Origin of the sequence: Vibrio pomeroyi (assembly GCF_024347595.1) — a bacterium.
Taxonomy (GTDB): domain Bacteria; phylum Pseudomonadota; class Gammaproteobacteria; order Enterobacterales; family Vibrionaceae; genus Vibrio; species Vibrio pomeroyi.
Map to the genome: position 1 here is coordinate 747,464 of NZ_AP025507.1, position 21,131 is coordinate 768,594.

Below are 21,131 nucleotides of genomic sequence, written 5' to 3' on the forward strand. Positions count from 1 at the left end.
ATCTTTGAACTAATTTATACTGGTATGCTATGTTGTTTGTTAAGGGGTTAAATGAATATGTACATTCGCGCCGACAAATATGTATGTGATCTATCTCATGTTTTGTTGAAAAGCAGTGTCATTAATTTGTCAGAATATCATTCAGTTAGTTGCGTCGTAACTGATTTTATAAGACTATCTATTGCTTGATAGGTATTTATACAATGAATTTATCGTTGGGTATTTGATATTCTAAGTAGTTATTTTAGATTAACCACTTAGAGCGGTAAGGTGACTTTCGAAGGATAATTAGACAAAGTGCCCAAAGAGGCAGCACTGTAAAATTGTTCGTACAAAGTATTTGTCGGTATTTAATGGAAATACTTGCGAAAAAATACCTTGCTCACATAATGCTGATAACGATTTTCATTCTGACTTCATTTGATTGAGTTAGATGGATTTACAAAGAGAAGAGCCTGAATATGCCAAAGCGTAGTAAAGAAGATACAGAAATCACTATCCAGAAAATCATGGATGCCGTTGTAGACCAGCTACTAAGATTGGGTTACGACAAGATGTCATACACGACGTTAAGTCAGCAAACGGGCGTTTCTCGTACAGGTATAAGCCACCACTTTCCAAAGAAAACAGATTTCACAGCTGCTCTAGACGGTCGAATCTTCAAGATGTTCATGGAACACATTGATTTCGAAAACGGTCTGGATGCATTCTCTGCTAGCTGGGTTACAGCACTTGAAGACGCTGAGTTCCTAGCAATCTTACGTTTACTTTTCCATCATATCGTTACTGCTGAAAGCGCACATGAGTTCGCGGCAAACGGTATTGATCGTCTATACAAACTGACTGAAACTCAGTTTGGTGATACTAGCGGTAAAGAACTAGAGTGGTTGATTGGTAAATCATTGATTCGTATGAGCCAATAATCAACACACAATGAAAGAAGCTCCTGAGGGGGCTTTTTTTGTGTCTATCGTTTGTGCTTTTGCTCTTTTTCTATCGTATTTACCGCTCTTTCTTCGTCTGCTTGTTTGTGTCCAACGGCGTTATTTCTAGTCTTTTTAACCGCTTACACTCATGCCCTTCCTTCGCACTTACTGTGAAAAGTTAGTAACCCTAATTGATAATGTTCACTTATAGAGCCTCAAACGCTCAGAGTGAGACGTTTTGGGGTTCATTGTTATGGTTGCCAATAAAATAAAGTTTAAGGCGAGAGAGAGGCTATGAGCCACAAAAAAGCCTCGATAAAATCGAGGCTTAGAATGACTTAACTGTTATTAGGAACGAATACTCAAAACGAATAGGTTCTAAATCGAGTCTATTGGGCGGGGTGAACCTGAGGGAAGCTCATGGTCGGGTGCTTTTCTACAATGCTTTTGTAGCCGTACACATCCTCGATCATCGAAGGTTCAAGCGCCTCCCAAGGGCTGCCATCGCAAACCACATTACCGTCTTTTAATACTACCAGTCGGTCAGAATACTGAGCGGCTAGGTTTAGGTCGTGCAAAACCACGATAACGGCGGCATTGTGGTTGTCGGCTAGCTCTCTCGCGATTTTTAAAGTGTTGTGCTGGTGGGCGAGATCCAGTGCTGATGTCGGTTCATCGAGCATTAAGATGCATTGGTCACCAGAGTGGTGAAGCTGAGTTAACACTCGAGCTAAGTGAACACGCTGTTTTTCACCCCCAGACAGGGAAGGGTAAAGTCTTTCACTCAGGTGAGTGACATCAGCCACATCCATTTTTTGACTAGCGATGCTCGTGAGTTGTTTGTTTGATTCTTGCAGAGGAATACCACCAAGCTCGACAACTTCGTGCGCCAGAAATGGGAAGGTTAACGTACTGTGTTGAGGAAGCATCGCCAAGTGTTTCGCTAACTTCTGCGAAGGCCATTTGTCTTTGGTGTGTCCAAAATACTGAATATCACCCGTGCTCGATATTTCCTGACACAAAGCTTTAAGCAGCGTACTTTTTCCTGCGCCGTTTGGCCCAAGCAGTGTGGTTACCTTTCCTGCTTCAATCTCAATAGAAACGCCATCTAAAATCACTTTGCTGCCGAACTTCACTTCGATATCGGTTGCTTTTAACGCTGCAGGAAACATTAAAGGATTCTCCCTTTCTGTTGGAATAGTAGATACAAGAAGAATGGAGCACCGATGATTGCGGTGACAATACCCACTGGCAACTCAGCTGGAGCCAGTGCCACACGAGAGAACATGTCGGCAGCCGTTAGTAGTAATGCGCCTAGAACCGCTGACAGGGGAAGCAGTACTCGATGATCTGGGCCCGCTAACATGCGACCTAAATGAGGGATAACCAGTCCGATAAAGCCAATCATGCCGGACAGGCTAACCGTGATACCAACGCCCGCAGCCGTCAGTAGAATCAGCTTTCGTTTTAGCTTTTGTACAGGTATGCCAAGGTGTTGCGCTTCTGATTCACCCAGTAATAGAGCATTCAAAGACATTGCTTGGCGGTAGAACACAACAAACAGACCAACGAGCGTAACTGCAGCAAGCAAAATACCCGACCACTTTGCGCCTGCCAGTGAACCCATCGACCATAGTGAAAGGTCACGCAGCATTTGGTCATCAGCAATGAAGTTTAAGAAGCCAATACCTGCGCCTGATAGTGCACTGATTGCCACACCTGCAAGCAACATGATGGTTACTGAGGTACCGAACTTGCCAGTACCAAGCTTGTAAACCAGCAGCGTGGTTAAGGCGCCGCCTAAAAAGGCAAACACAGGTACCGCTGCAAAGTTCATGAAGGCTGGGTATTGCAGTGAAAGCTCAGAGAACAAAACGATAGCCAGTGCAGCACCTAATGCTGCGCCCGCAGACACACCGATGATGCCAGGTTCGGCAAGTGGGTTTCGAAACAAACCCTGCATCACTGCACCACACAAGGCGAGGATCGCACCAATCAGCATGCACAAGATAGTTCTAGGTAAGCGGATCTCTTGAATCACTAAGTTGATGTGAGGTGCTAAGTCATTGTTTGGTTGAATTAAGCTTCTGGCGCTGTCGGCTAAGCTAATGTTCATTGGCCCAACAGTGATCGAGTACAGTGCGACGAAGGCTAGGGTAGCGCCTAGGCCTAACATCGATGTTTTCAGTGGGACGGATCGTAACAACATAAAGGGCCTCAATATCTATCGCTAACTTTAATCCCCTTCACCAACAGCGTGAGTCAGTTGGTGAGGGAAGCGAATTAGCGATAGCAGAAATAGGGTGGTCGAGTTATAGCGGGTAGATAAGTGCGTTTAAACGCTTTGCTTCAGAGAGGCTTTCTAGGCCAAGCCCGCCAACCAAAGCACTGCCATTGACGGTAATGATTTGCTTGTTCATACCTGCAGGCGTTGCCGCTAGCATAGGTAGTGATTTCAGGATGGCATCCGCACCGCCCATTTTTTGGTAACTACGGCCGCTTACCAAAATGACATCAGGTTGCATCTCAACGAGTGATTCCATTGAAAGTGGCTTGTAAGACGTTAGGCTCTGAGCTGCAGGGTTGATACCGCCAGCCAATTCGATGATTGCGTTTGGTGATGTTTCACCCCCAGCAACGTTCGCAGGGCGACCTTCATGGAGTAACAGGAATAGAACTTTCTTCGCTTCGTTGCTCGGTACCTGATTCGCTTTCAGTGCTGCAATTTTTTGATTCACTTCGGCTTTCACTTGTTGAGAGTGGTCTTCGGTATGAGTGATCTTTGCGATTTGGTCGATACGCTTTAACAGCCCTCCAACGTTTGCTTCAGTGTTCACGATCTCGACATCGACGCCTGCCGATTTTAATTGAGAAATCGCGTTGTCTGGTCCCATTTCATCAGAGCCAATCAATGTGGTTGGTTCTAGGGCAAGCAAACCTTCAGCAGACAGGTTTCTGTGGTAACCAATCTTTGGTAGATTTTCAGACTGAGGGAAGCGACTGGTTACATCGATACCTACCAATTGTTCTTCCGCGCCAAGCGCTAAAACTAATTCTGTAACAGCACTGCCGGCACTGATGATACGAGGTTGTTCAACGTCGTTTGCCATCGCGGTTGGTGCAGTCAATGCCAAGCTCATAGCAGCCACTGAAAGGAGATGTGTCTTGGTCTTTAATTTATTGAGCACGTTTAAGTTGTTCATAATAAGTTCTTTATATTTTCTTTTGTATCGCGAAGATACTCAGTGAGCAGTCCGTTCGCATTGTGAGTTCGAGTCGATAGAGAGGCTTAGCTCTGATTGTTTAGTCTTATCGGTCAGAAGCCAAACCTCGTGAAAATTGAGTCTTGTTTTAGCCATCGTCAGTGAGCAATTGAGTCGCTGGTATTCCGTTTTCTTGAAGAAATGAAAGCAGCTTCACTAAGTTTTCAACGTTGGCGGCTTTATCCGCGCCAATGATGATCGGCTTTTTATCTGTTGAACCTGTCTCTTCTAACAAGGCAATCTTGAAGTTTTCCCAGTCGATGTACTCTTGGCCGTTAATCGCCCAGTAGGGTTCATGGTCTAGAATGTTGACGCTAATCGAGTCTTTGTGGACTTCAGAAACGTTTTTAACGTCAGAACTAGGCAGTTCAATTTCTAGTGACTCCAGCTTTACTGATGCTGTAAGCAATAGAAAAACCATCACGATAAAAATGATGTCGAGCAGCGGTGTTAAGTCCGGCGCTAGGCTCTGTGAGTGAGATGAGTGGGGCGTCTTAATCATGCTTGGCTCACATCACCGATAGAGGTTTTGTTGACAGGCTTACCTTGAGTATCATCGGATTGATTGGTTTGAATCGACATGCCTTCTAGCCACACATTCACATAGTTCAGGGTATGTTCTAGCTGAGCAAGCACTCGGTCAGCCCAAAGGCCTAATAGCTGTGCGCCTGAAATTGCAGGAAGTGCGATCATCAAGCCTGCAGCCGTCGTTCTCATAGCTAAGCCAAGACCGTCTGCTAGGTCGTTCGGTGTGATGCTGCCAGTAGTCGCGGCAACACCTTTGAACATTTCAATAAGGCCAAGTACCGTGCCAAGCAGTCCAATCAGCGGGCTAATCACACCGATTAAACCAAGCAGTCTTAGACCAGCGTGCAATTGGTGGCGTTTCTCTTGTAGCCAGATCCCAGCTGCATCTTCACGTAAACCTTTTGAGAAAGAGTGGTGAGCAAGCAACATCGACACGCCCTTGTACAATAGCGGTCGTTTACCTGAAATCGACTGAGCGAGCGCTTCAATCTCTTTGCTGTTGGTTGGCGAGATCTGATTGAGCTCACGACGAATGGCACGTTTGCCAACGCCAATGCTTAACATAACTTGGAAGACACGTTCTGCGATGATCATTGCTGTTAATGCAGAGCAGATAAGAAGAGGCCAAGTCATTAAGCCCAGTTGATCTTGTAAGTAACTGATTTGTTGCATGATTAATCCAACCTAAAACGAACAGGTATTTGTACTCGGTGAGCAATCGCTCGACCATTGACAGTATGAGGTGAGAATTTCCATTGTTTAATGGCGTCTAAAGCGGCGTTATCGAGCATTAGTGCGCCTGATGAATTTACTAATGCTTGTTTAATTTGTTTGCCTTCAGCGTCTAACCAGATCTCATAAGTTGCAACACCTTCAACGCCACGGCGTCTGGCTTGGCGCGGGTAATTCGGCGGTGTAGGGCGTGCAGAGAAAGAAGGCTTAGTGACTAGCACTGGCTCTTGGTTTGATACGCCTTGGTTTACTTCCTGAGGCTGGTTGGCAGACTCGTCCATATTTTTATCGACTTTCTTGTCGGCCAGCTTCTCTGGTTGAGTGGCTGGTTCTGGGCGTTCTTTCTTCACGACCTTTTTCTCAGTCACAGGTTTCTTTTGAACCAGCTTCTTCTCGACTTTCTTTTCAACAACCTTTTTCTCTACTTTCTTCGGTTGAGGCTTATTGGTGATCGCTTTTTTCTTTGGTGTCGGTTTGGCCTGCTTTGGCTCAACGGCTTTCGGCTCAACAGGTTTAGGTTCGGCTTGTGAAACCACCTCCTCAATTGGTTTTGGTTCAACGGGTTCTGTAACCGTTTTTTGCTGGGCTTGAGAAGGAGCGCTTTTAGGCGTGAAATTGATCGATACCGTGTTCGATTGGCTACCTGCAGGCATCGCAAACACTTTGGATTCTTGAGCGACAAACAATAGCGCCGCATGAATCACCAAAGATGCACCGCCTGCAATAACATATCTAGGAACGTTCACAATCAATCCTTTACCAAATCAAAATTCTGTATCGGATTATTGCTTAGAATCTAAATAAGATCAATTATCAATTGCATTATCATTTGGCTCTATTTATGATTCTCTCAGTTTTTAGCGAATAGTCTTCCAGACTTTGCTATGTAAGTGTTTAGAGAGATTATATGAATCTTAATATTTATAAATTTGACGAATCAATCTTGGGTGTTTCTAGCCCTGATCCGCTTCGTTTTGCGTTTGCGAAAAAGCATTCTGCACATGCCGGAGGAAGTTCAATTCCGGTCGACCCGAGCAAGAAGTTGGAGCTCTTTGATGAACTGATGCTAAGCGAAGGGAAGAAACAGGATAAGCGTTGCTTGTATATCCACATTCCTTTCTGCCGTGTGCGCTGTACGTTCTGTAACTTCTTCCAAAATGCCGCAAGCCGCAAATTAGTGGATGAGTACTTCGATGCTCTGATGGTTGAGTTGAAGCAAAAAGCCAAAACGCCTTGGGCTCAGTCTGGATTATTTCACGCCGTCTACATTGGCGGTGGAACACCTACCGATCTATCGCCTCAACAAGTAGAGCAATTAGGTAAGGCTATTCGCCAATATTTCCCTTTAGCAAACGATGTGGAAATGACTTTAGAAGGGCGCATCAATCGCTTTGGCGACGAGATGTTTGATCGCGCGCTTGAAGGTGGTTTCAACCGTTTCTCCTTTGGTATTCAAAGTTTCAACACTCAAGTTCGACGCAGCGCTAAGCGCCTAGATGACCGAGAGGTTGTGTTGGAACGTATCAGTGCTTTGAGCCGTACTGAGCAAGCGCCCATCGTTCTGGATTTGTTGTACGGATTACCATACCAGTCTATGGAAGTGTTCCAACAAGATTTAGAAGACTACATGTCTACTGGTGCACACGGTATTGACCTCTACCAACTGATTGTTGGGGGTAATGCACCTATGCTTAATCTTGTTGAGAAAGGAAAAATCCCACCGCCGGCCAATACGCCTGATAAGGCGAGCATGTACTTGGCGGGTGTTGAGTTCATGGCTAAGCACAAGGTTAAACAGCTGAGTGTGAATCACTGGACTCGCGATAACCGCGAACGCAGCATTTACAACAGCTTAGCCAAAACTTATGCCGACGTGCTTCCAATTGGTTGTGGTGCTGGTGGCAACATTGGCGGCCACGGTGTGATGCAACATCGAACTTTAGACAGCTACATGGAGTCTATAAAACAAGGTCAGTTGCCGATTGCCATGATGACGAAGCAAAGCTCATTAGAGCCAATCTTCTCGACATTAAAGGCAGGCTTTGATTCTGGTGTTGTTAGAAGAAGTACGTTGCCGACCTTTATGGGGCAAGACACGTTCGATTACTTAAAGCCTCTGTTCTCACATTGGGAAAAGAATGGCTTGGTTGAGCTTTCGGAAGATTACCTGAGCCTGACTATTGCTGGCAGCTTCTGGGCAGTAAGCCTCGCTCAGAGTGTGATTCAAGTACTTAACGCTGAATATCAAGCAATGCACCCAGCGCCCAAAGCATCAGGTTCGGGCGTTCATCCGCATGCAAGCTTGAAGCACGCTTAATATCGAATTTTAAATTTAGAACTTACGTAAATTACTCGTTTATACGGAAACATATTCAATGACAGATACAACATTAGAAATGACAGAAACTTTAGAACAATGTGTTGCTCGCATTCTAGAAGAAGAGCCAAAACTGCTTCCTACTGCGATTGCTGAGAAGCTCGGTGTTTCAGAGGTTGAAGTGGTTGCTGCTTTTCCAAACGACATGGCAGTGATGTTAGATGGCAGCCGTGCTCAAGAAATTCTTGAAGGTTTAGTGGGTTGGGGCCCAGTGACTACAATCGTGCATTCATTCGGCTCAATCTTTGAAGTAAAAGCGCCGTTCCCCAAAGGTAAAGTAGCACGTGGTTACTACAACCTGATGGGCAAAGAGGGCGAGCTTCATGGCCACCTGAAACTCGACAACGTTAAACAGATCGGTTTGGTGAGCAAAGCATTCATGGGCCGTGAAAGTCATTACTTCGGTTTCTTCAGTGAAACGGGCGAGAACATTTTTAAGATCTACCTAGGCCGCAATGAAAAGCGTGAGCTTATTGCCGACCAAGTAGAACGCTTCAAAGCGCTAAAAGCACAAGCTTAAACAGAATCAGCAGTAATAGTTTATAAGACATCAATGCTCGAGGATCGTTTAGTTCGCTAATGATCGCTCAACCTCGAGCAAAAATAATAAATCAGAGAAAGTGAATAAAGGAATTACCCATGGAACAGCAAGTAAAACAAGAACGTCTACAAGGTCGCCTAGGTCCAGAAATTAAAGAATTTCGCCAAGAGCGCCGTACCATTCAACTTGCAACGGTTGATGAAGAAGGTCGCCCAAACGTAAGTTACGCACCTTTCGTTCAGAACCAAGAAGGTTACTTTGTTCTAATTTCTGATATTGCTCGTCATGCTCGTAACTTGAAAGCAAACCCTCAAGTGTCTTTGATGATGATTGAAGACGAAGAGAGCTCGAAGCAGCTTTACGCACGTAAGCGTCTAACATTTGATGCGCAAGCGAGCGTTGTAGAACGTGAAACGGAACTTTGGACTCAAGTTATCGGCCAGATGCAAGAGCGTTTCGGCGAGATCATCGATGGTCTGAGCCAGCTTCAAGATTTCTCTCTGTTCAACCTTAAAGCAGAGAACGGCCTGTTCGTTAAAGGCTTTGGTCAGGCATACCAAGTATCGGGTGACGATCTAGTAGACTTCGTTCACCTGCAAGAAGGCCACAAAAAAGTATCTAACGAGTAATCTCGTTTAACTGGTTATTTAAGAAGCCCTCCTGTGAGAGGGCTTTTTTACGTCTTAAAATCGTTGCAGACACACTGGCTATTGATGTGAGAAAAAGCAGACTAAATCAAGGAGTTTGGTATATTGGCGTCTGATTAATATTTATGTGTAAGGATCGCTACGTGAAACCAGTAAGTCGAGATTGGGACGAGTTCTGTTACCCGTTCATTTATGAAGATAGTCCTATCTGTGATTTTGAGATTCTGTCGGACGAACTTTGCTGCCGAGTTGGATTGGTGCTGTCTTTGGAATTGGAGCCACAAGTTCGCGAGATCCTGCAACGCCTGCAGCCGAACATCTATCATTTGAATGGTTCCGTGCGTGGGAAGTTAGCGATCACTGAATCCGAACTGGTCGAACTTAAGCAAGATTACCACCGTATCCGTGAGCAGCTAGAAGGTGGCTTCAAAGGGTTCGTATTACCTGGTGGAAATCGAGTATCGAGTGAGCTTCATTTGTGTCGTTGTCAGGCGAAGAAAGTGGTGCGAGCTTTGGTGAGCATTGAGCACTATGAAAGTAAAAAGTCACCCGATCCGATTCTTTTTAAATACGCTAACTTAGTCGCGAACACACTGTATGCATTGGCGTCTTTCACTAACCATGTCAATGAGGTCGAGGAAGTGGAATTCGTGAGTAAGAGCTATTCGATGCCCAAAAGCTCTATGCCGAAAGAGAAAGGCTAACGATTAGCTCTATTTTGGTTAAGAGATGAAAAACTAAGAATTGAAGAAGCTAAACCATTGAGCATGATGCTGGTTTAGCTTCGTGAAGAGTCCTAAGCAGCCGTAGAGGCGTCGTTTAAGACTTTTGCGCCGCGTAGCATGGCTTCGATTAACTCACCCGCATTGAACTTCTCAAGCGCTTCGTGGGCACCTACCTGATTAGCACGATCCACACAGATCTCACTTGAAAGTGAGGTATGCAAAATACAGTAAGCATGGCTCAATGCACTGTCGTTTTGTACTTCAAATGCAAGCTCGTAGCCATCCAGTCCCGGCATCTCAATGTCACTCACAAGAAGGTCGATTGCTTTGCCGACGCTAGCTTGGCGTCGCATGAGATCAATCGCATCTAAACCGTTATTACAGATGCTATAAGGAATGTTGATGCTATCTAGGGCATCAGATAACTGCTTACGCGCAATTAAAGAGTCATCCACCAATAAGATGTTTAGCGCTTTGAGTCGCTCCCTTTCTACATCGGTCAGCATTGGAATATGCGCATTCTCATAATCTGGGTAGATCTTAGAGAGCAGTAATTCGACATCGAGCATTTGGACGATGCGATCTTCAAAGCGAGTAATGCCCGTCACAAATACATTGCGACCGACACTTGCTGGTGGCGATTCAATACTCTTCCAATCACATTCAATGATTTTGTCGATTGAGCGAACCAAGAATGCCACGACCGTTCTTAAACAATCGGTCACTATGAGCACACAGTCATTGTATTCAGAAGGAGTGATCGGGCGAAAGCCAATCGCAGCAGACATATCAATCACAGGAACGGTAAGATCGCGAATGGTCACGGTGCCAATCACATGGTGATGAGAATAGGGGATTTGGGTCATCGGTTGAAAAGGAACGATTTCCCTGACTTTAAGCGTGCCAATCGCAAAACTTTGAGTGAGGGACAATTTGAACATCAACATTCCCTGTGACTGACTCGCTTTACTGATCGGTTTGGCCATAATTGGCTCCTATTTACTACACGCTTAATTTATAAAGAATAATTTAAAGGGAAATAGCAGTCGCGGCAAGTAACTCTACTGTTTTTAGGGGCTTTAAGGCGGTTGTTTTCGGTTATAGAGTGAAGAATGGTGTTTCTTGGGTTAAAATCACGCTAAATACTCGCTGTCGATGGTTAGTCGGCAAGCAGACAGCAACAAACTGAGAATTATCATGGCAAGAACAGCAGCAGCGCTTCATATTCTGGTGAAGCATAAAGAACTAGCAGAAGACATCATGACGCAGCTTAAAAAGGGCGCTAAATTTCAAACGCTAGCGAAGAAACATTCAACCTGTCCATCTGGTAAAAAGGGCGGCGACCTAGGCGAGTTCAAGAAAGGTCAAATGGTGCCTCAGTTTGATAAGGTTTGTTTCTCTGGCGAGACGCTTGTACCACATCTTGTAAAAACTAAATTCGGTTGGCACGTCGTTAAGGTTCTTTACAGAACCTAGTGTAAGATATGTGTTAGATGGAATAAAAGGAGCGTAGATACGCTCCTTTTTTGTGACTTTTTGGTGCATTTAAAAGCACAATGGCTGAGTGTTCATCCCAGACGTTATGCGATAATTGGTGCTACGCCCTCAACTATCCACCGTGAGTAATTGGTAGGAGGAGGAGGGTTTTTAATGAGTAACTCATATAATAAATGCCATTCTTGAGGAAATTTATGCAGCTTTGCCTTTTAGCCTTTGCCTTTTCTAAAAAGCTGTAAACGAGTTTGGTAGGAGAACAACATGGAGAGTTCAGCTATGTTAAGCAACCCAGCGACAGATGTCATATTGCATGCCTTTGACTGGTGCTACGCTGACGTAATGAAGAACGCCCCACTGATCCAAGAGTTGGGTTATAAATCTGTTTTAGTTTCACCGGCAATGAAATCGTTACGTGGCCCTAAAGGCTGCGACCGAGATTCTGGTACTCAATGGTGGCAACGCTATCAGCCACAAGACTATCGTGTGATCGATAATCAGTTGGGTGACACACAAGATTTTAAAGCGATGGTCGACACGTTAAAGCAACATGGGCTTCGTACCTATGTGGATGTGGTGTTCAATCACATGGCAAACGAGTCTGGCATTCGCAGTGAATTAACATATCCGAACCTTCAAGATATGGCGTCTTACCAAAAAGACGCTGACTACTACGAATCGATCCGTTTATTTGGTGATCTTTCTAAGCCTTTATTTGATGAAAACGACTTTGTGGAAGCGTTTGGTATCAAAAACTGGAAAGACACTTGGGAAGTGCAGAACGGCCGTATTACTGGCGGAGCCAGCGATCCTGGTTTACCAACGCTGTTAGACAACGACAATGTGGTTGCACAGCAGCGAGCGTACCTAAAAGCCCTGAAAGCGATTGGTGTGAAAGGTTTCCGCATTGATGCTGCAAAACACATGACACTGTCACACCTGCGCAAGGTGTGGACTGATGATATCTGTGAAGAAATGCACATCTTTGGCGAGATCATTACCGATGGCGGTGCGACAGAAGAAGAGTATGAGCTGTTCCTTGAGCCATACCTGAAACACACGCGTTTAGGTGCGTACGATTTCCCTCTGTTCAATACTATCTTTAAAGCCTTTGAAGAGCAGGGCAGTTTTAAGTCTCTGATCAACCCTTACTGTTTTGGTCAGGCTCTATCGAATATGAGAGCCATCACCTTTGCCGTGACCCATGACATTCCAAACAACGAGGTGTTTTTGGAGCATGTGATGGATGAAGTGGATGAGCGATTGGCTCATGCCTTCATTCTTGGTCGAGATGGTGGTGTGCCACTGGTTTACAGTGAATTAAGCACGAGCGGCATTTTGGATCAGAATGGTCAGCCTCGTTGGCTTAACGACTGGCAAGCGCCTTACATGAAAAGCATGATTCAATTCCATAATCATGTTCATGGCGAAGCGATGCGTGTAGTTGAAGCAAATGATGATTTGCTGGTATTTGTCCGCGGTGACAAAGGCATTGTGGTGATTAACAAGTCGAAACGCAGCAAAACCGCCTCATTAAATTGGACAGGTGCGGTAACCGATTTGCTGTCGGGTGATGTGTTTGAATGTGTGGGTAAGGATTTAACCATTAAGGTGGAATCGAACCAATGCATGATGTTAACGACGAATGAATTGAAGCCAGTCACGAGTTAACTCGGATAGACTAGAAAGAGAAGCCCCGCTTACTGGCAATCAGTAAGCGGGGCTTTTTATTTTAAGCTATTGCTCGGTAGCTAAACCAAATGGCGACTCAGCCAAACGGCATCTGAGCCAAACCGTGGCTAAACCGTAAACTTATTCAATAGCTCGTCTTGTTGGCGAACATTGTCAGTTTGCTGCTGCATTGCGGTATTCGCTTCTTGAGCTGCTGTTGATACTTGTGTTGAAAGGTCTTTGATCTTAACTGTGTTGTTGTTGATCTCTTCCGCTACTAAGCTCTGCTCTTCTGCTGCTGAAGCAATCTGAATGTTCATATCAGAGATACGCTGAATCGCGTCACGAATGCGCTCAAGTGAAGAGTTCGCTTGCTGAGCACGTTCAACGGCGTCAGTTGCGGTGTCTTTACTTTGGTTCATCGCATTCGATACTGAGCTTGCGCCTGCTTGAAGCTGCTCAATCATGCTACGAATTTCAGTGGTCGATTCTTGAGTACGTTGCGCCAAAGTACGAACTTCATCGGCTACGACTGCGAAACCACGACCAGATTCACCAGCACGCGCCGCTTCAATTGCTGCGTTTAGTGCTAGTAGGTTGGTTTGGTCAGCAATGTCGTTGATTACCTTAAGAATCGTTTCGATGTTTGCGGTTGCTGATTCTAGTACTTGTACTTCTGCAACGGCTTGGTCGATACGCTCAGATAAGTTATCAATCGCTTGAGTGGTTTCACTGACGACAGAGGTGCCGTCTAGCGTTGCTTCGTCAGCTTCACGAGCCGCTGCTGCTGCGCCTTGAGCATTGTTAGCTACTTCTGTTGCGGTAACCGCCATCTCGTTCATTGCGGTCGCTAGCTGCTCAAGCTCTTGCAGTTGCGTGTTCATCGCATTTGCAGATTCGCCAGCACCTTTCACTGTGAATTCCGTACCACGCTTAATCTCAATACCAATCGCTTTCGATTGAATGATTTGATTTTGCAGGTTTTCAGTAAAGGTGTTGAAGCCTTTCGCTAGGTCAGAGAACTCTTTGTCTGTGTTGGTATCCAGACGCTTAGTTAAGTCACCTTGTCCGCTCGCTACATCTTGAATCGCTTGGTTAAGTGCATCCAGTGGACGCATCAACACGCGGATCAGAACTGTTAGTGCAACGACACTAAGAATTACAGCAAGCAAAGAGTAGATCATTGAGCTGTTTTTCAAATCTTCAACGGTTTGGTAAGCTATCTCTTCATCTAGGATTGCGCCGATGTACCAATCTTCACTTGGGATGTGTGTGAAGTTAACAAGGAACATTTTGCCGTCGACTTCGATCTCTTGAGAGCCTTCACGAATAGTCGCTTGCGGCATGTAGCTTGAAAGCGTTTCACCGTTGTTTTTAGCATTTGGGTGAGCAATCGTTGTGCCGTCGGCTGTCACTAGGAATAGGTAGCCCGCATCGAACAAGTTCACTTGGTTTACTAAGGTCGCAAGGTTGGTCAGTTCTAGGTCGTAGAACATACCTGCAGTAAAGCGGCCATTGTCTTTAACTGGCGTACCCACTGAGATAATGACTTTCTTACTTGATGCATCCACATAAGGTGCGGTAACAACTAAACTGTTTTTGGATTTAGCATCAATGTACCAAGGACGAATTCGTGGGTCGTAATCTGGACCGGCTTCCCAGCCGTCATCATTTTCAATGACGAAACCGTTTGCTTCATAACCAAAACCAACCGCAAGGAAGCTGTTTTTAAGCTTCGGCTTTTCTAAAATTTCTTTTACGTAAGTACGATCTTGAGGATTGATCTCGATGACTTCAGTCGTCGATTGCGCCAAAGCTTTCTTGGCATTCATCTCGGATACGACGGTATTTTTTACGCCCGAGACCATCTCATTAAGACTCGCATTGACGTGGTTCTCTACAGCACTTCTAACGGTGTAAAGTTGTTGTATTGAAAGCAATGATACTGTCACTAGCAGCAAGGCTGATGATGCAGCAACCACCTTATGGCTAAATTTCATTGAGTTTTCCCCTTCTCACAGGCTTTGCGAAGACCAAAGTTAATCGTGTTTTTCTAATTATATATATCGACGAGATTGAAATTTACTTGAATGTAATTTCACAAAATAGACTACAAAAATACAACAACCCAAACAATACAAAATTCACTAAATCACGTATTTGTTACTTTTATTATTGGGTTCAATGAGTTGGGGAATGGCGCTAGACGGGGTTTAAGGGGGAATTAAGAATGTATTAATTTGCAGACTATGCGTTCAGTTTTCTATTAACAAGAGGCGATGTGAATAAACAATATGAAATTAAATGATATGCAGGACTTATATATTGATTGAAATCTAAATGACACTGTGTATATATTTTACGCAAATAAAAAGCCCCACAAAAGTGAGGCTTATAATTCTGTCTGCTTATTTACTTATATAAGTAGCATCTAATTTAGAATATTAGATGAGCTACACCAGCGATCACTGGAAGCGTAATTAGAGTACGCAGAATAAAGATAATAAACAGTTCCAAGATGTTCACTGGGATCTTACTACCTAGAAGCAGAGCGCCTACTTCAGACATGTAAATCAGTTGAGTTACCGACATTGCTGCAATAACAAAGCGAGTCATCTCGTTGTCGATAGAAGCGGCAAGGATTGCTGGGATAAACATATCCGCAAAACCAACAACGATCGTTTCAGAGGCTGCAACGGCTTCAGGTACACCAAGTAGCTCTAGGAATGGGATGAAAGGCTGACCTAGGAATGAAAACACAGAAGTGTATTCCGCAATCACCAACGCCATGGTACCAAGGCCCATAACCACAGGCAGTACACCAAAGACCATATCAACAGCGTTACGAACGCCTTCGCCAAACACAGACTTAGCCGACTTCACTTGTGATGCTTTGTTTACTGCTAGCTCAAGACCCCAAGAGAATGTTGAGTGACCTGCAGGAATCGCGTCAGCGTCTTTGTGCGGTTTGCTACCATCAATGAAGGTATCTTTCTTCATGCTTAGTGGTGGAAGGCGAGGAATGATTACCGCTGCTACAATACCCGCTAGACAGATTGCTGCGTAAAAAGGCAGGAACAAGTGCTCTAACTCTACTTGTGCGATGACCACTAGGCTGAATGTAATCGATACAGCAGAGAAAGTCGTACCAACAACCGCAGCTTCACGCTGAGTGTAGAACTTTTTCTCGTACTGCTTGCTGGTAAGTAGGATACCAACGCTGCCATCACCTAACCAAGAAGCCATACAGTCGATAGCACTACGACCTGGTAGGTTGAAGATTGGGCGCATGATTTTACTTAGTAGGGTGCCAAACAGCTCTAGTAAACCGAAGTTAAGTAGAAGAGGCAGTAGCAAACCCGCAAAGATGAATACTGAGAACAGTGTAGGAAGCAGGCCTTCTAACACTAAACCACCGGTGTTTTCTTCCCAAATAAACTCTGGACCTACTTGGAAGAACGCCATGAATGCCGCAGCACCACCAATCAAACGAACCAACAACCACAGTGGAGATGGGTTGAAAAGGCCGTTTAAAAATGAATTCGATGTAATGAATGTAGGCTTGAAAATGGTGCTTAAAACGGAAGCTACAGACATGAAAGCGACGATCGCAGTGATGATAGAGACTAGGTACTCACCGAAAACCGCCTGAATTGACTTGGCTAAGATTGCTACAGGGATGGTGAGATCGCCTTGGTAGCTGATTGGCGCCATGAAAAGGAATAAACCAATCAATGATGGGATTAAGAAAACCCAGAAACTGCCTTTAGATTTCTCTGTTTGAGCAGTATTCGTGTTGTTAGACATGTTATTGTTCTCGAATTTCTACACGTAAAAAAGCCACATCCTTGGCATTTTTATTCACTAAACGTCCGTATTTTCTCATTGGGTGCAAGATTACCCAGTATTAATATCGCTTGCAATACTATTCATCAAATATCGCTAAGTATTCACACTGGTTATTCTGCAACTCCTTAAGAGTTTAGAATAAAGTGTTGCGGATGTTACGTAGTTTGAGGATATATTGCCAGGTATTTATAAATTTACTGGCGTTTCAGTTCGATAGGTCAAGTATAGCCAATAGCTCAACGCAATGATGAAGGCGAACGAAGCAGGGAACGCCAGAGCTAATATTTCGAAGCGTTGGAACAAGCAAGCGCCCGTTAAGCCTCCAAATAGAAAACCGACAACGATGAACATCAGCAGTTTGGCTTTGCGGCGGTCAAAGGGCATGCCTTTAAGGCGAGCGCCAATCATGATTCCAAGATCCGTGATGATCCCGCTCATGTGTGTGGTGCGAATGATCGCACCGCTATAAGTCGTGATCATCGCGTTCTGCAACCCACATGCGGCTGAAGCGAAGTATTGACCTGACATATAGCCTTGTAATAGTGCCCAAAGCGCCAAGAACAATAATCCACCTTCAATACACAGCGCGACACCGTAGCGGCGTCCTAGCTTCAGTGCTTGGTTCTCAATAAAGAACCCACTGAAGGCTGCGCCTAACATAAAGCTCATGATCACCAATAGAAGGTGCACGGATGCCGAAGTTGGAGTGAGTAGGCTGCTGCCGAGTAAAGACATGGTGCCAGAGATGTGTGAGATGGCTTGATGTTGGAAACCAAGTAACCCAATAGCATTTACGCTACCAGCAAGGCCTGCTAGCAGTAGCGCGCCGTATTCAACCCAGCGAGGTAGCTTAGAAATCATGTTGTCACCTTGGGTTGAAAAAGAGGAGCAGATTATAACGCTAGCGAAAAGATACGCTAGCGTTGCGGGGCTTTCATATTTGATCTTGGGCAACAGTATTGCAGTTTGTTTCTTTACAGGTGCTATCGCAATACTTGAGGGATGTCGCCACTAATTATATTGGCTCATTTGATGGTCAAATTTGACCCAACCATGTTTTCGCTCTTCATAAACTGAAAAACTTGGCAGTGGAAAATCTTGTTCTTTAAACAGCCCGAGAGGGACGATATAAAAATCGGCGGCGGCAACCGATTGTAAAAGCATAGTGGTGCCACACTGAGGACAAAACTGATAGGTGACTTCATTGCCTGTATCGCTGATGCGTGAGAAAGAGGTGACCTCTCCGCTGAGTGTGACTTGTTCAATTGGGAACCGAGCTTGAACGCCGAACACACTTCCTGTGCGTTTTTGGCATTCATAGCAATGACATACAGAGGTACGTTGAGGCTCACCGCGGCATACGAGATTGACGGCTCCACAGCGACATTCGCAACTTCTTATATTTCTGTCTTTAATATGATTGATATCCATCCATGCTCCACTTCTGGTTAACCCTGTATTGATAATTATACTAAAGCCCTTTATGGTCTGCACAACTGGATGAAAACAAAAGAATATAATTACTCATGAAAAAGAAAATCTTGCCTATACCTCTGATTTTACTGATTCCAATCGTCATGCTGGTCGTGGTGATATTGGCGGGTGTTTATCGTTTTAGTTTAAGTGATGAAGAAATCTTAGCTAAGTTTCCTTCTTCTCAAGTCAGTTATGACCCAGTGGTAGAAACCGTTTTTGATTTGAAGACAACCAACCCATGGACAATCAAAGTACCTGAAACCAACGCATACGCCTTTATTAATGAAATCGATACGCCAAAAGCAATCGCGTTTGGTCGTTATGATTCTGGAGTAGAGCGTGGTGTGGTGACCGTTGATACGAAAAGCCTTTCTGCGGTAACTCTAGGAAACGCAAACTTTTTCGTTGCGCCGATGTGGATATCAAACCAAGGCAGCGGCGTATTCTATTACCTTGGTCTGTTTAAACATGATCAGCAGCGAAGCCGTGTGGTGTTAGTTGACCAGTTTTTCTTAGGCGATCGCGTGCAAATTCAGACTTTGGATGTCGCCGAGCAGCCAGATTTGCAATCACAGAAAAAACTCACTGGGGAAGGTTTTATCGGCTTTACTCAGCATTCTGCGGAACAATCATTTGCAGAACCCCCTTCTGAAAAGGTGTTGATGAGCTTTTCTTTTGATACGCAATCAATTGGTAAGCAATAGCGTTTTCGTTAGTGCAAGGATTTGTTGTTTATGTGAGCCAAATTACATATTATCTTAATAAGATGAATGAAATTTAGACACTTTACTGTGCTTGTGTCTGCTTACTTTTACAAATGGAGCTTGCGAATGATTAATAAACGTTTTTTTAAGACGAAAGATGAAGTGGAAGTGACCTTCGAGCTAGAAGCTCAAGAAGCGAACTCTGTATCCATTGTTGCTGACTTCCTTGACTGGAAAGCCACGCCAATGAAAAAACTGGCGAAAGGAAAAGTCTACAAATTCAAAACTCGCTTACCTAAAGATGGCGAGTTTCAATTTCGCTACTTAGTTGATGATCAGCAATGGGTAAACGATTCGAATGCCGACCGTTACATTCCCAATGAATTTGGCGAAGACAACTGCCTAGTGTCGACGGTTAACGCTTAATCGCGACCGTTTGTTTTAGGTAAAAAGTCGCGTTTTTTGAACTAAGCCGTTTTGCTTCAACCGTGATAATGGGTTGAGTCGTTTAAGCGCTTCATTTGCTAAAAACAGCGACCAATTCGCTTCGTTTATTAATTATTCGAAACGGAATAACGTAAATCAATAGAAAGCAGAAACTAGCCGTTTCTGCTTTTTTATTTTCAAATTTAGCGGTTAATTTTATTTGGAGAGAAGTGAACGTTCACTTACGGCAACTCAATGACTTAGCTCTAAGTAGACAGATTCACGTCATATTATGACAATGCATTGATGATTTATGCGTTTGAAAAGCATATCCTATGCCTTTATATCGTAGAAAGACCTGTTTACCGTGTATTCAAAAATATTTCCCTCTCCGTTTGCTGAGCTTTCACCTGTAAAAAAAGTAGCTATTCTGGGACTGCCACTTATTGCTGCGATTGGTGTTGCTTTGCAATCGTCACAATCGGATCTGACGAAAACGATCGATCTTGATTTACCCGACTCAACCGTGATTGAGTCTATTCTGTCACCTTCTTCTGTTACTGTTATCGAGCCGCCAACGTTTGAGTACCAAATTCAAACGGGCGATAACTTAAGTAGCATCTTCACTCAGCTTGGGTTTTCTTATAAATCGATGATGAGCGTGATGGAAACCGATTTAAACTTCCTTGCGTTAGACACGCTTCGTCCGGGTAACACATTGCGCTTTTGGCGTGATGAGGCGATGGGCGATCTTTCTAAAATGGAACTTCAATTTAGTGTTGCTGATAAAGTGGTTTACCGACTACTTGAAGATGGCACATACGAGTTTGAAGATATCTCTATTCCGGGCGAATGGAAGCAGCGACCTCTGGTGGGTGATATTCATGGCAGCTTCTCAATGTCGGCGAATAAAGCTGGCCTGAACAGCCTTGAGATTGACCATATTGTGACCCTTCTTAAAGACAAGCTGAACTTCAGCCGAGACTTACGTGCTGGCGATCAGTTTGAGGTGCTTCAGAAAGCGCAATTCGTTGATGGTGTTGCTACGGGCAAACGCGAAATTGAAGCGATTAAGATCATTAACCGCAATCGTGTTGTTTCTGCCTACCTTCATACTGATGGCCAATATTACGACGCAGACGGCGATAGCCTTCAACGTGCTTTCCAACGTTATCCTGTAAGTAGCAGCTGGCGTCAGAGTTCTCAATTTAACCCTAAACGTCTACACCCGGTGACTGGCCGAATCTCACCGCACAACGGTACCGATTTCGCGACACCAATTGGCACGCCTGTTCAAGCAACGGGTGACGGCAAAGTGATCATGACGCGTAAACACCCTTATGCGGGTAACTATGTGGTGATCCAACACGGTAGCACTTATAAAACGCGTTACTTGCACTTAAGCAAGATCCTTGTTCGTAAAGGACAAACGGTATCTCGTGGTCAACGTATTGGCCTATCGGGTAAAACAGGTCGAGTGACAGGTGCTCACTTGCACTATGAACTGATTGAACGTGGTCGTCCTGTTGATGCGATGAAAGCGAATATCCCAATGGCCGATTCTGTGCCTAAAAAGGAAAAAGCGACATTCACAGCAGCGAGAGATGAAGCAGACAAGCTATTGAAGGCAGCGTTAGAAACGCGCAATCTAGCAATGGTTAATAATGCTAGTAAGTAGCTAGCCATTAAACTGTTTTAAAGCCGCAAGAGTATCCCAAAGCACAGTCAGTGTTAAGTGATGCTCTTGCGGCTTTTTAGTTCTCAATAAAAGG

Annotated in this window: 21 protein-coding genes; 10 read left to right on the forward strand and 11 right to left on the reverse strand. The window is 44.5% G+C overall.

Annotation, left to right across the window (positions count from 1 at the left end; genetic code table 11):
- Nucleotides 1-461: 461 nt before the first annotated feature.
- Entirely contained in the window at nt 462-923 is a 462-nt protein-coding gene (locus OCV12_RS19465; protein WP_017105619.1) for a TetR/AcrR family transcriptional regulator, read from the forward strand.
- Nucleotides 924-1,315: 392 nt separating this feature from the next.
- Here the strand turns inward: OCV12_RS19465 and OCV12_RS19470 are convergent, their stop codons facing one another.
- The 6 genes from OCV12_RS19470 to OCV12_RS19495 all read right to left on the reverse strand — a co-directional run bounded on the left by OCV12_RS19470 (nt 1,316) and on the right by OCV12_RS19495 (nt 6,195).
- Nucleotides 1,316-2,098, reverse strand: a complete 783-nt coding sequence (locus OCV12_RS19470) for a heme ABC transporter ATP-binding protein (protein WP_261886957.1) — start codon at nt 2,096-2,098, stop codon at nt 1,316-1,318.
- Nucleotides 2,098-3,135: a FecCD family ABC transporter permease gene (locus tag OCV12_RS19475; RefSeq protein ID WP_261886958.1), complete on the reverse strand. Its 1,038-nt coding sequence runs from the start codon at nt 3,133-3,135 to the stop codon at nt 2,098-2,100. The genes OCV12_RS19470 and OCV12_RS19475 overlap by 1 nt, the downstream gene beginning before the upstream one ends.
- A gap of 103 nt (nt 3,136-3,238) precedes the next feature.
- Nucleotides 3,239-4,129, reverse strand: coding sequence for a heme/hemin ABC transporter substrate-binding protein (locus OCV12_RS19480; RefSeq protein WP_261886959.1), 891 nt, complete (start codon nt 4,127-4,129; stop codon nt 3,239-3,241).
- 148 nt (nt 4,130-4,277) lie between these two features.
- The gene (locus OCV12_RS19485; protein WP_261886960.1) at nt 4,278-4,691 is read right to left on the reverse strand and encodes an ExbD/TolR family protein; all 414 of its coding nucleotides are present in this window, start codon (nt 4,689-4,691) and stop codon (nt 4,278-4,280) included.
- Nucleotides 4,688-5,389 (reverse strand): MotA/TolQ/ExbB proton channel family protein, encoded by a 702-nt coding sequence (locus OCV12_RS19490; protein ID WP_017062755.1) that lies wholly within the window; start codon nt 5,387-5,389, stop codon nt 4,688-4,690. Before OCV12_RS19490 ends, OCV12_RS19485 begins: the two co-directional genes overlap by 4 nt.
- 2 nt (nt 5,390-5,391) lie before the next feature.
- The gene (locus OCV12_RS19495; RefSeq protein WP_261886961.1) at nt 5,392-6,195 is read right to left on the reverse strand and encodes an energy transducer TonB; all 804 of its coding nucleotides are present in this window, start codon (nt 6,193-6,195) and stop codon (nt 5,392-5,394) included.
- 161 nt (nt 6,196-6,356) lie between these two features.
- On the opposite strand from OCV12_RS19495, the gene hutW reads away from it, so the two are divergent.
- The 4 genes from hutW to OCV12_RS19515 all read left to right on the forward strand — a co-directional run bounded on the left by hutW (nt 6,357) and on the right by OCV12_RS19515 (nt 9,718).
- Nucleotides 6,357-7,766 (forward strand): heme anaerobic degradation radical SAM methyltransferase ChuW/HutW, encoded by a 1,410-nt coding sequence (gene hutW / locus OCV12_RS19500; protein ID WP_261886962.1) that lies wholly within the window; start codon nt 6,357-6,359, stop codon nt 7,764-7,766.
- A gap of 58 nt (nt 7,767-7,824) precedes the next feature.
- Nucleotides 7,825-8,346, forward strand: coding sequence for a heme utilization cystosolic carrier protein HutX (gene hutX / locus OCV12_RS19505; RefSeq protein ID WP_261886963.1), 522 nt, complete (start codon nt 7,825-7,827; stop codon nt 8,344-8,346).
- A gap of 119 nt (nt 8,347-8,465) precedes the next feature.
- Nucleotides 8,466-8,996, forward strand: coding sequence for a heme utilization protein HutZ (hutZ, locus tag OCV12_RS19510; RefSeq protein WP_261886964.1), 531 nt, complete (start codon nt 8,466-8,468; stop codon nt 8,994-8,996).
- A gap of 161 nt (nt 8,997-9,157) precedes the next feature.
- A complete protein-coding gene (locus tag OCV12_RS19515) occupies nt 9,158-9,718 on the forward strand; it encodes an ATP:cob(I)alamin adenosyltransferase (RefSeq protein ID WP_261886965.1) in 561 nt (186 codons plus the stop codon).
- Nucleotides 9,719-9,810: 92 nt separating this feature from the next.
- On the opposite strand, the gene OCV12_RS19520 is transcribed toward OCV12_RS19515, so the two are convergent.
- The gene (locus OCV12_RS19520) at nt 9,811-10,725 is read right to left on the reverse strand and encodes a chemotaxis protein (protein ID WP_261886966.1); all 915 of its coding nucleotides are present in this window, start codon (nt 10,723-10,725) and stop codon (nt 9,811-9,813) included.
- 211 nt (nt 10,726-10,936) lie between these two features.
- Here OCV12_RS19520 and ppiC point away from each other — a divergent pair, with 211 nt between their 5' ends.
- Both ppiC and OCV12_RS19530 read left to right on the forward strand, forming a co-directional pair.
- Nucleotides 10,937-11,215: a peptidylprolyl isomerase PpiC gene (gene ppiC, locus OCV12_RS19525; protein ID WP_017062750.1), complete on the forward strand. Its 279-nt coding sequence runs from the start codon at nt 10,937-10,939 to the stop codon at nt 11,213-11,215.
- A 282-nt stretch (nt 11,216-11,497) separates the two neighbouring features.
- The gene (locus OCV12_RS19530; protein ID WP_261886967.1) at nt 11,498-12,904 is read left to right on the forward strand and encodes an alpha-amylase family glycosyl hydrolase; all 1,407 of its coding nucleotides are present in this window, start codon (nt 11,498-11,500) and stop codon (nt 12,902-12,904) included.
- A gap of 128 nt (nt 12,905-13,032) precedes the next feature.
- Here the strand turns inward: OCV12_RS19530 and OCV12_RS19535 are convergent, their stop codons facing one another.
- From OCV12_RS19535 to OCV12_RS19550, 4 genes are all read right to left on the reverse strand, one after another.
- Nucleotides 13,033-14,904, reverse strand: a complete 1,872-nt coding sequence (locus OCV12_RS19535) for a methyl-accepting chemotaxis protein (protein ID WP_261886968.1) — start codon at nt 14,902-14,904, stop codon at nt 13,033-13,035.
- 436 nt (nt 14,905-15,340) lie between these two features.
- Nucleotides 15,341-16,711 (reverse strand): YjiH family protein, encoded by a 1,371-nt coding sequence (locus tag OCV12_RS19540; protein WP_086775662.1) that lies wholly within the window; start codon nt 16,709-16,711, stop codon nt 15,341-15,343.
- Between the two features lie 228 nt (nt 16,712-16,939).
- Entirely contained in the window at nt 16,940-17,614 is a 675-nt protein-coding gene (locus OCV12_RS19545; RefSeq protein WP_261886969.1) for a YoaK family protein, read from the reverse strand.
- 150 nt (nt 17,615-17,764) lie between these two features.
- On the reverse strand, nt 17,765-18,247 hold the full coding sequence (locus OCV12_RS19550) for a GFA family protein (RefSeq protein WP_261886970.1): 483 nt from the start codon (nt 18,245-18,247) through the stop codon (nt 17,765-17,767).
- A gap of 32 nt (nt 18,248-18,279) precedes the next feature.
- On the opposite strand from OCV12_RS19550, the gene OCV12_RS19555 reads away from it, so the two are divergent.
- The 3 genes from OCV12_RS19555 (at nt 18,280) to OCV12_RS19565 (ending at nt 21,037) form a co-directional block, all read left to right on the forward strand.
- Nucleotides 18,280-18,933 carry a hypothetical protein gene (locus OCV12_RS19555; protein WP_261886971.1) on the forward strand — a complete coding sequence of 218 codons (654 nt, stop codon included), beginning with the start codon at nt 18,280-18,282 and terminating at the stop codon, nt 18,931-18,933.
- A gap of 126 nt (nt 18,934-19,059) precedes the next feature.
- A complete protein-coding gene (locus OCV12_RS19560; protein ID WP_017630092.1) occupies nt 19,060-19,359 on the forward strand; it encodes an isoamylase early set domain-containing protein in 300 nt (99 codons plus the stop codon).
- A gap of 367 nt (nt 19,360-19,726) precedes the next feature.
- Nucleotides 19,727-21,037, forward strand: a complete 1,311-nt coding sequence (locus tag OCV12_RS19565) for a peptidoglycan DD-metalloendopeptidase family protein (protein WP_261886972.1) — start codon at nt 19,727-19,729, stop codon at nt 21,035-21,037.
- The last annotated feature ends 94 nt before the right edge of the window (nt 21,038-21,131 follow it).

Bases quoted from the DNA above. Each gene is read 5' to 3' on its own strand.
- OCV12_RS19535 (WP_261886968.1), bottom strand. From the start codon at position 14,904: ATGAAATTTAGCCATAAGGTGGTTGCTGCATCATCAGCCTTGCTGCTA.
- ppiC (WP_017062750.1), top strand. From the start codon at position 10,937: ATGGCAAGAACAGCAGCAGCGCTTCATATTCTGGTGAAGCATAAAGAA.
- OCV12_RS19520 (WP_261886966.1), bottom strand. From the start codon at position 10,725: ATGGCCAAACCGATCAGTAAAGCGAGTCAGTCACAGGGAATGTTGATG.
- OCV12_RS19560 (WP_017630092.1), top strand. From the start codon at position 19,060: ATGATTAATAAACGTTTTTTTAAGACGAAAGATGAAGTGGAAGTGACC.
- OCV12_RS19545 (WP_261886969.1), bottom strand. From the start codon at position 17,614: ATGATTTCTAAGCTACCTCGCTGGGTTGAATACGGCGCGCTACTGCTA.
- OCV12_RS19485 (WP_261886960.1), bottom strand. From the start codon at position 4,691: ATGATTAAGACGCCCCACTCATCTCACTCACAGAGCCTAGCGCCGGAC.
- hutZ (WP_261886964.1), top strand. From the start codon at position 8,466: ATGGAACAGCAAGTAAAACAAGAACGTCTACAAGGTCGCCTAGGTCCA.
- OCV12_RS19465 (WP_017105619.1), top strand. From the start codon at position 462: ATGCCAAAGCGTAGTAAAGAAGATACAGAAATCACTATCCAGAAAATC.
- OCV12_RS19470 (WP_261886957.1), bottom strand. From the start codon at position 2,098: ATGTTTCCTGCAGCGTTAAAAGCAACCGATATCGAAGTGAAGTTCGGC.
- OCV12_RS19530 (WP_261886967.1), top strand. From the start codon at position 11,498: ATGGAGAGTTCAGCTATGTTAAGCAACCCAGCGACAGATGTCATATTG.
- OCV12_RS19490 (WP_017062755.1), bottom strand. From the start codon at position 5,389: ATGCAACAAATCAGTTACTTACAAGATCAACTGGGCTTAATGACTTGG.
- OCV12_RS19475 (WP_261886958.1), bottom strand. From the start codon at position 3,135: ATGTTGTTACGATCCGTCCCACTGAAAACATCGATGTTAGGCCTAGGC.
- hutX (WP_261886963.1), top strand. From the start codon at position 7,825: ATGACAGATACAACATTAGAAATGACAGAAACTTTAGAACAATGTGTT.
- OCV12_RS19555 (WP_261886971.1), top strand. From the start codon at position 18,280: ATGAAAAAGAAAATCTTGCCTATACCTCTGATTTTACTGATTCCAATC.
- hutW (WP_261886962.1), top strand. From the start codon at position 6,357: ATGAATCTTAATATTTATAAATTTGACGAATCAATCTTGGGTGTTTCT.
- OCV12_RS19480 (WP_261886959.1), bottom strand. From the start codon at position 4,129: ATGAACAACTTAAACGTGCTCAATAAATTAAAGACCAAGACACATCTC.
- OCV12_RS19540 (WP_086775662.1), bottom strand. From the start codon at position 16,711: ATGTCTAACAACACGAATACTGCTCAAACAGAGAAATCTAAAGGCAGT.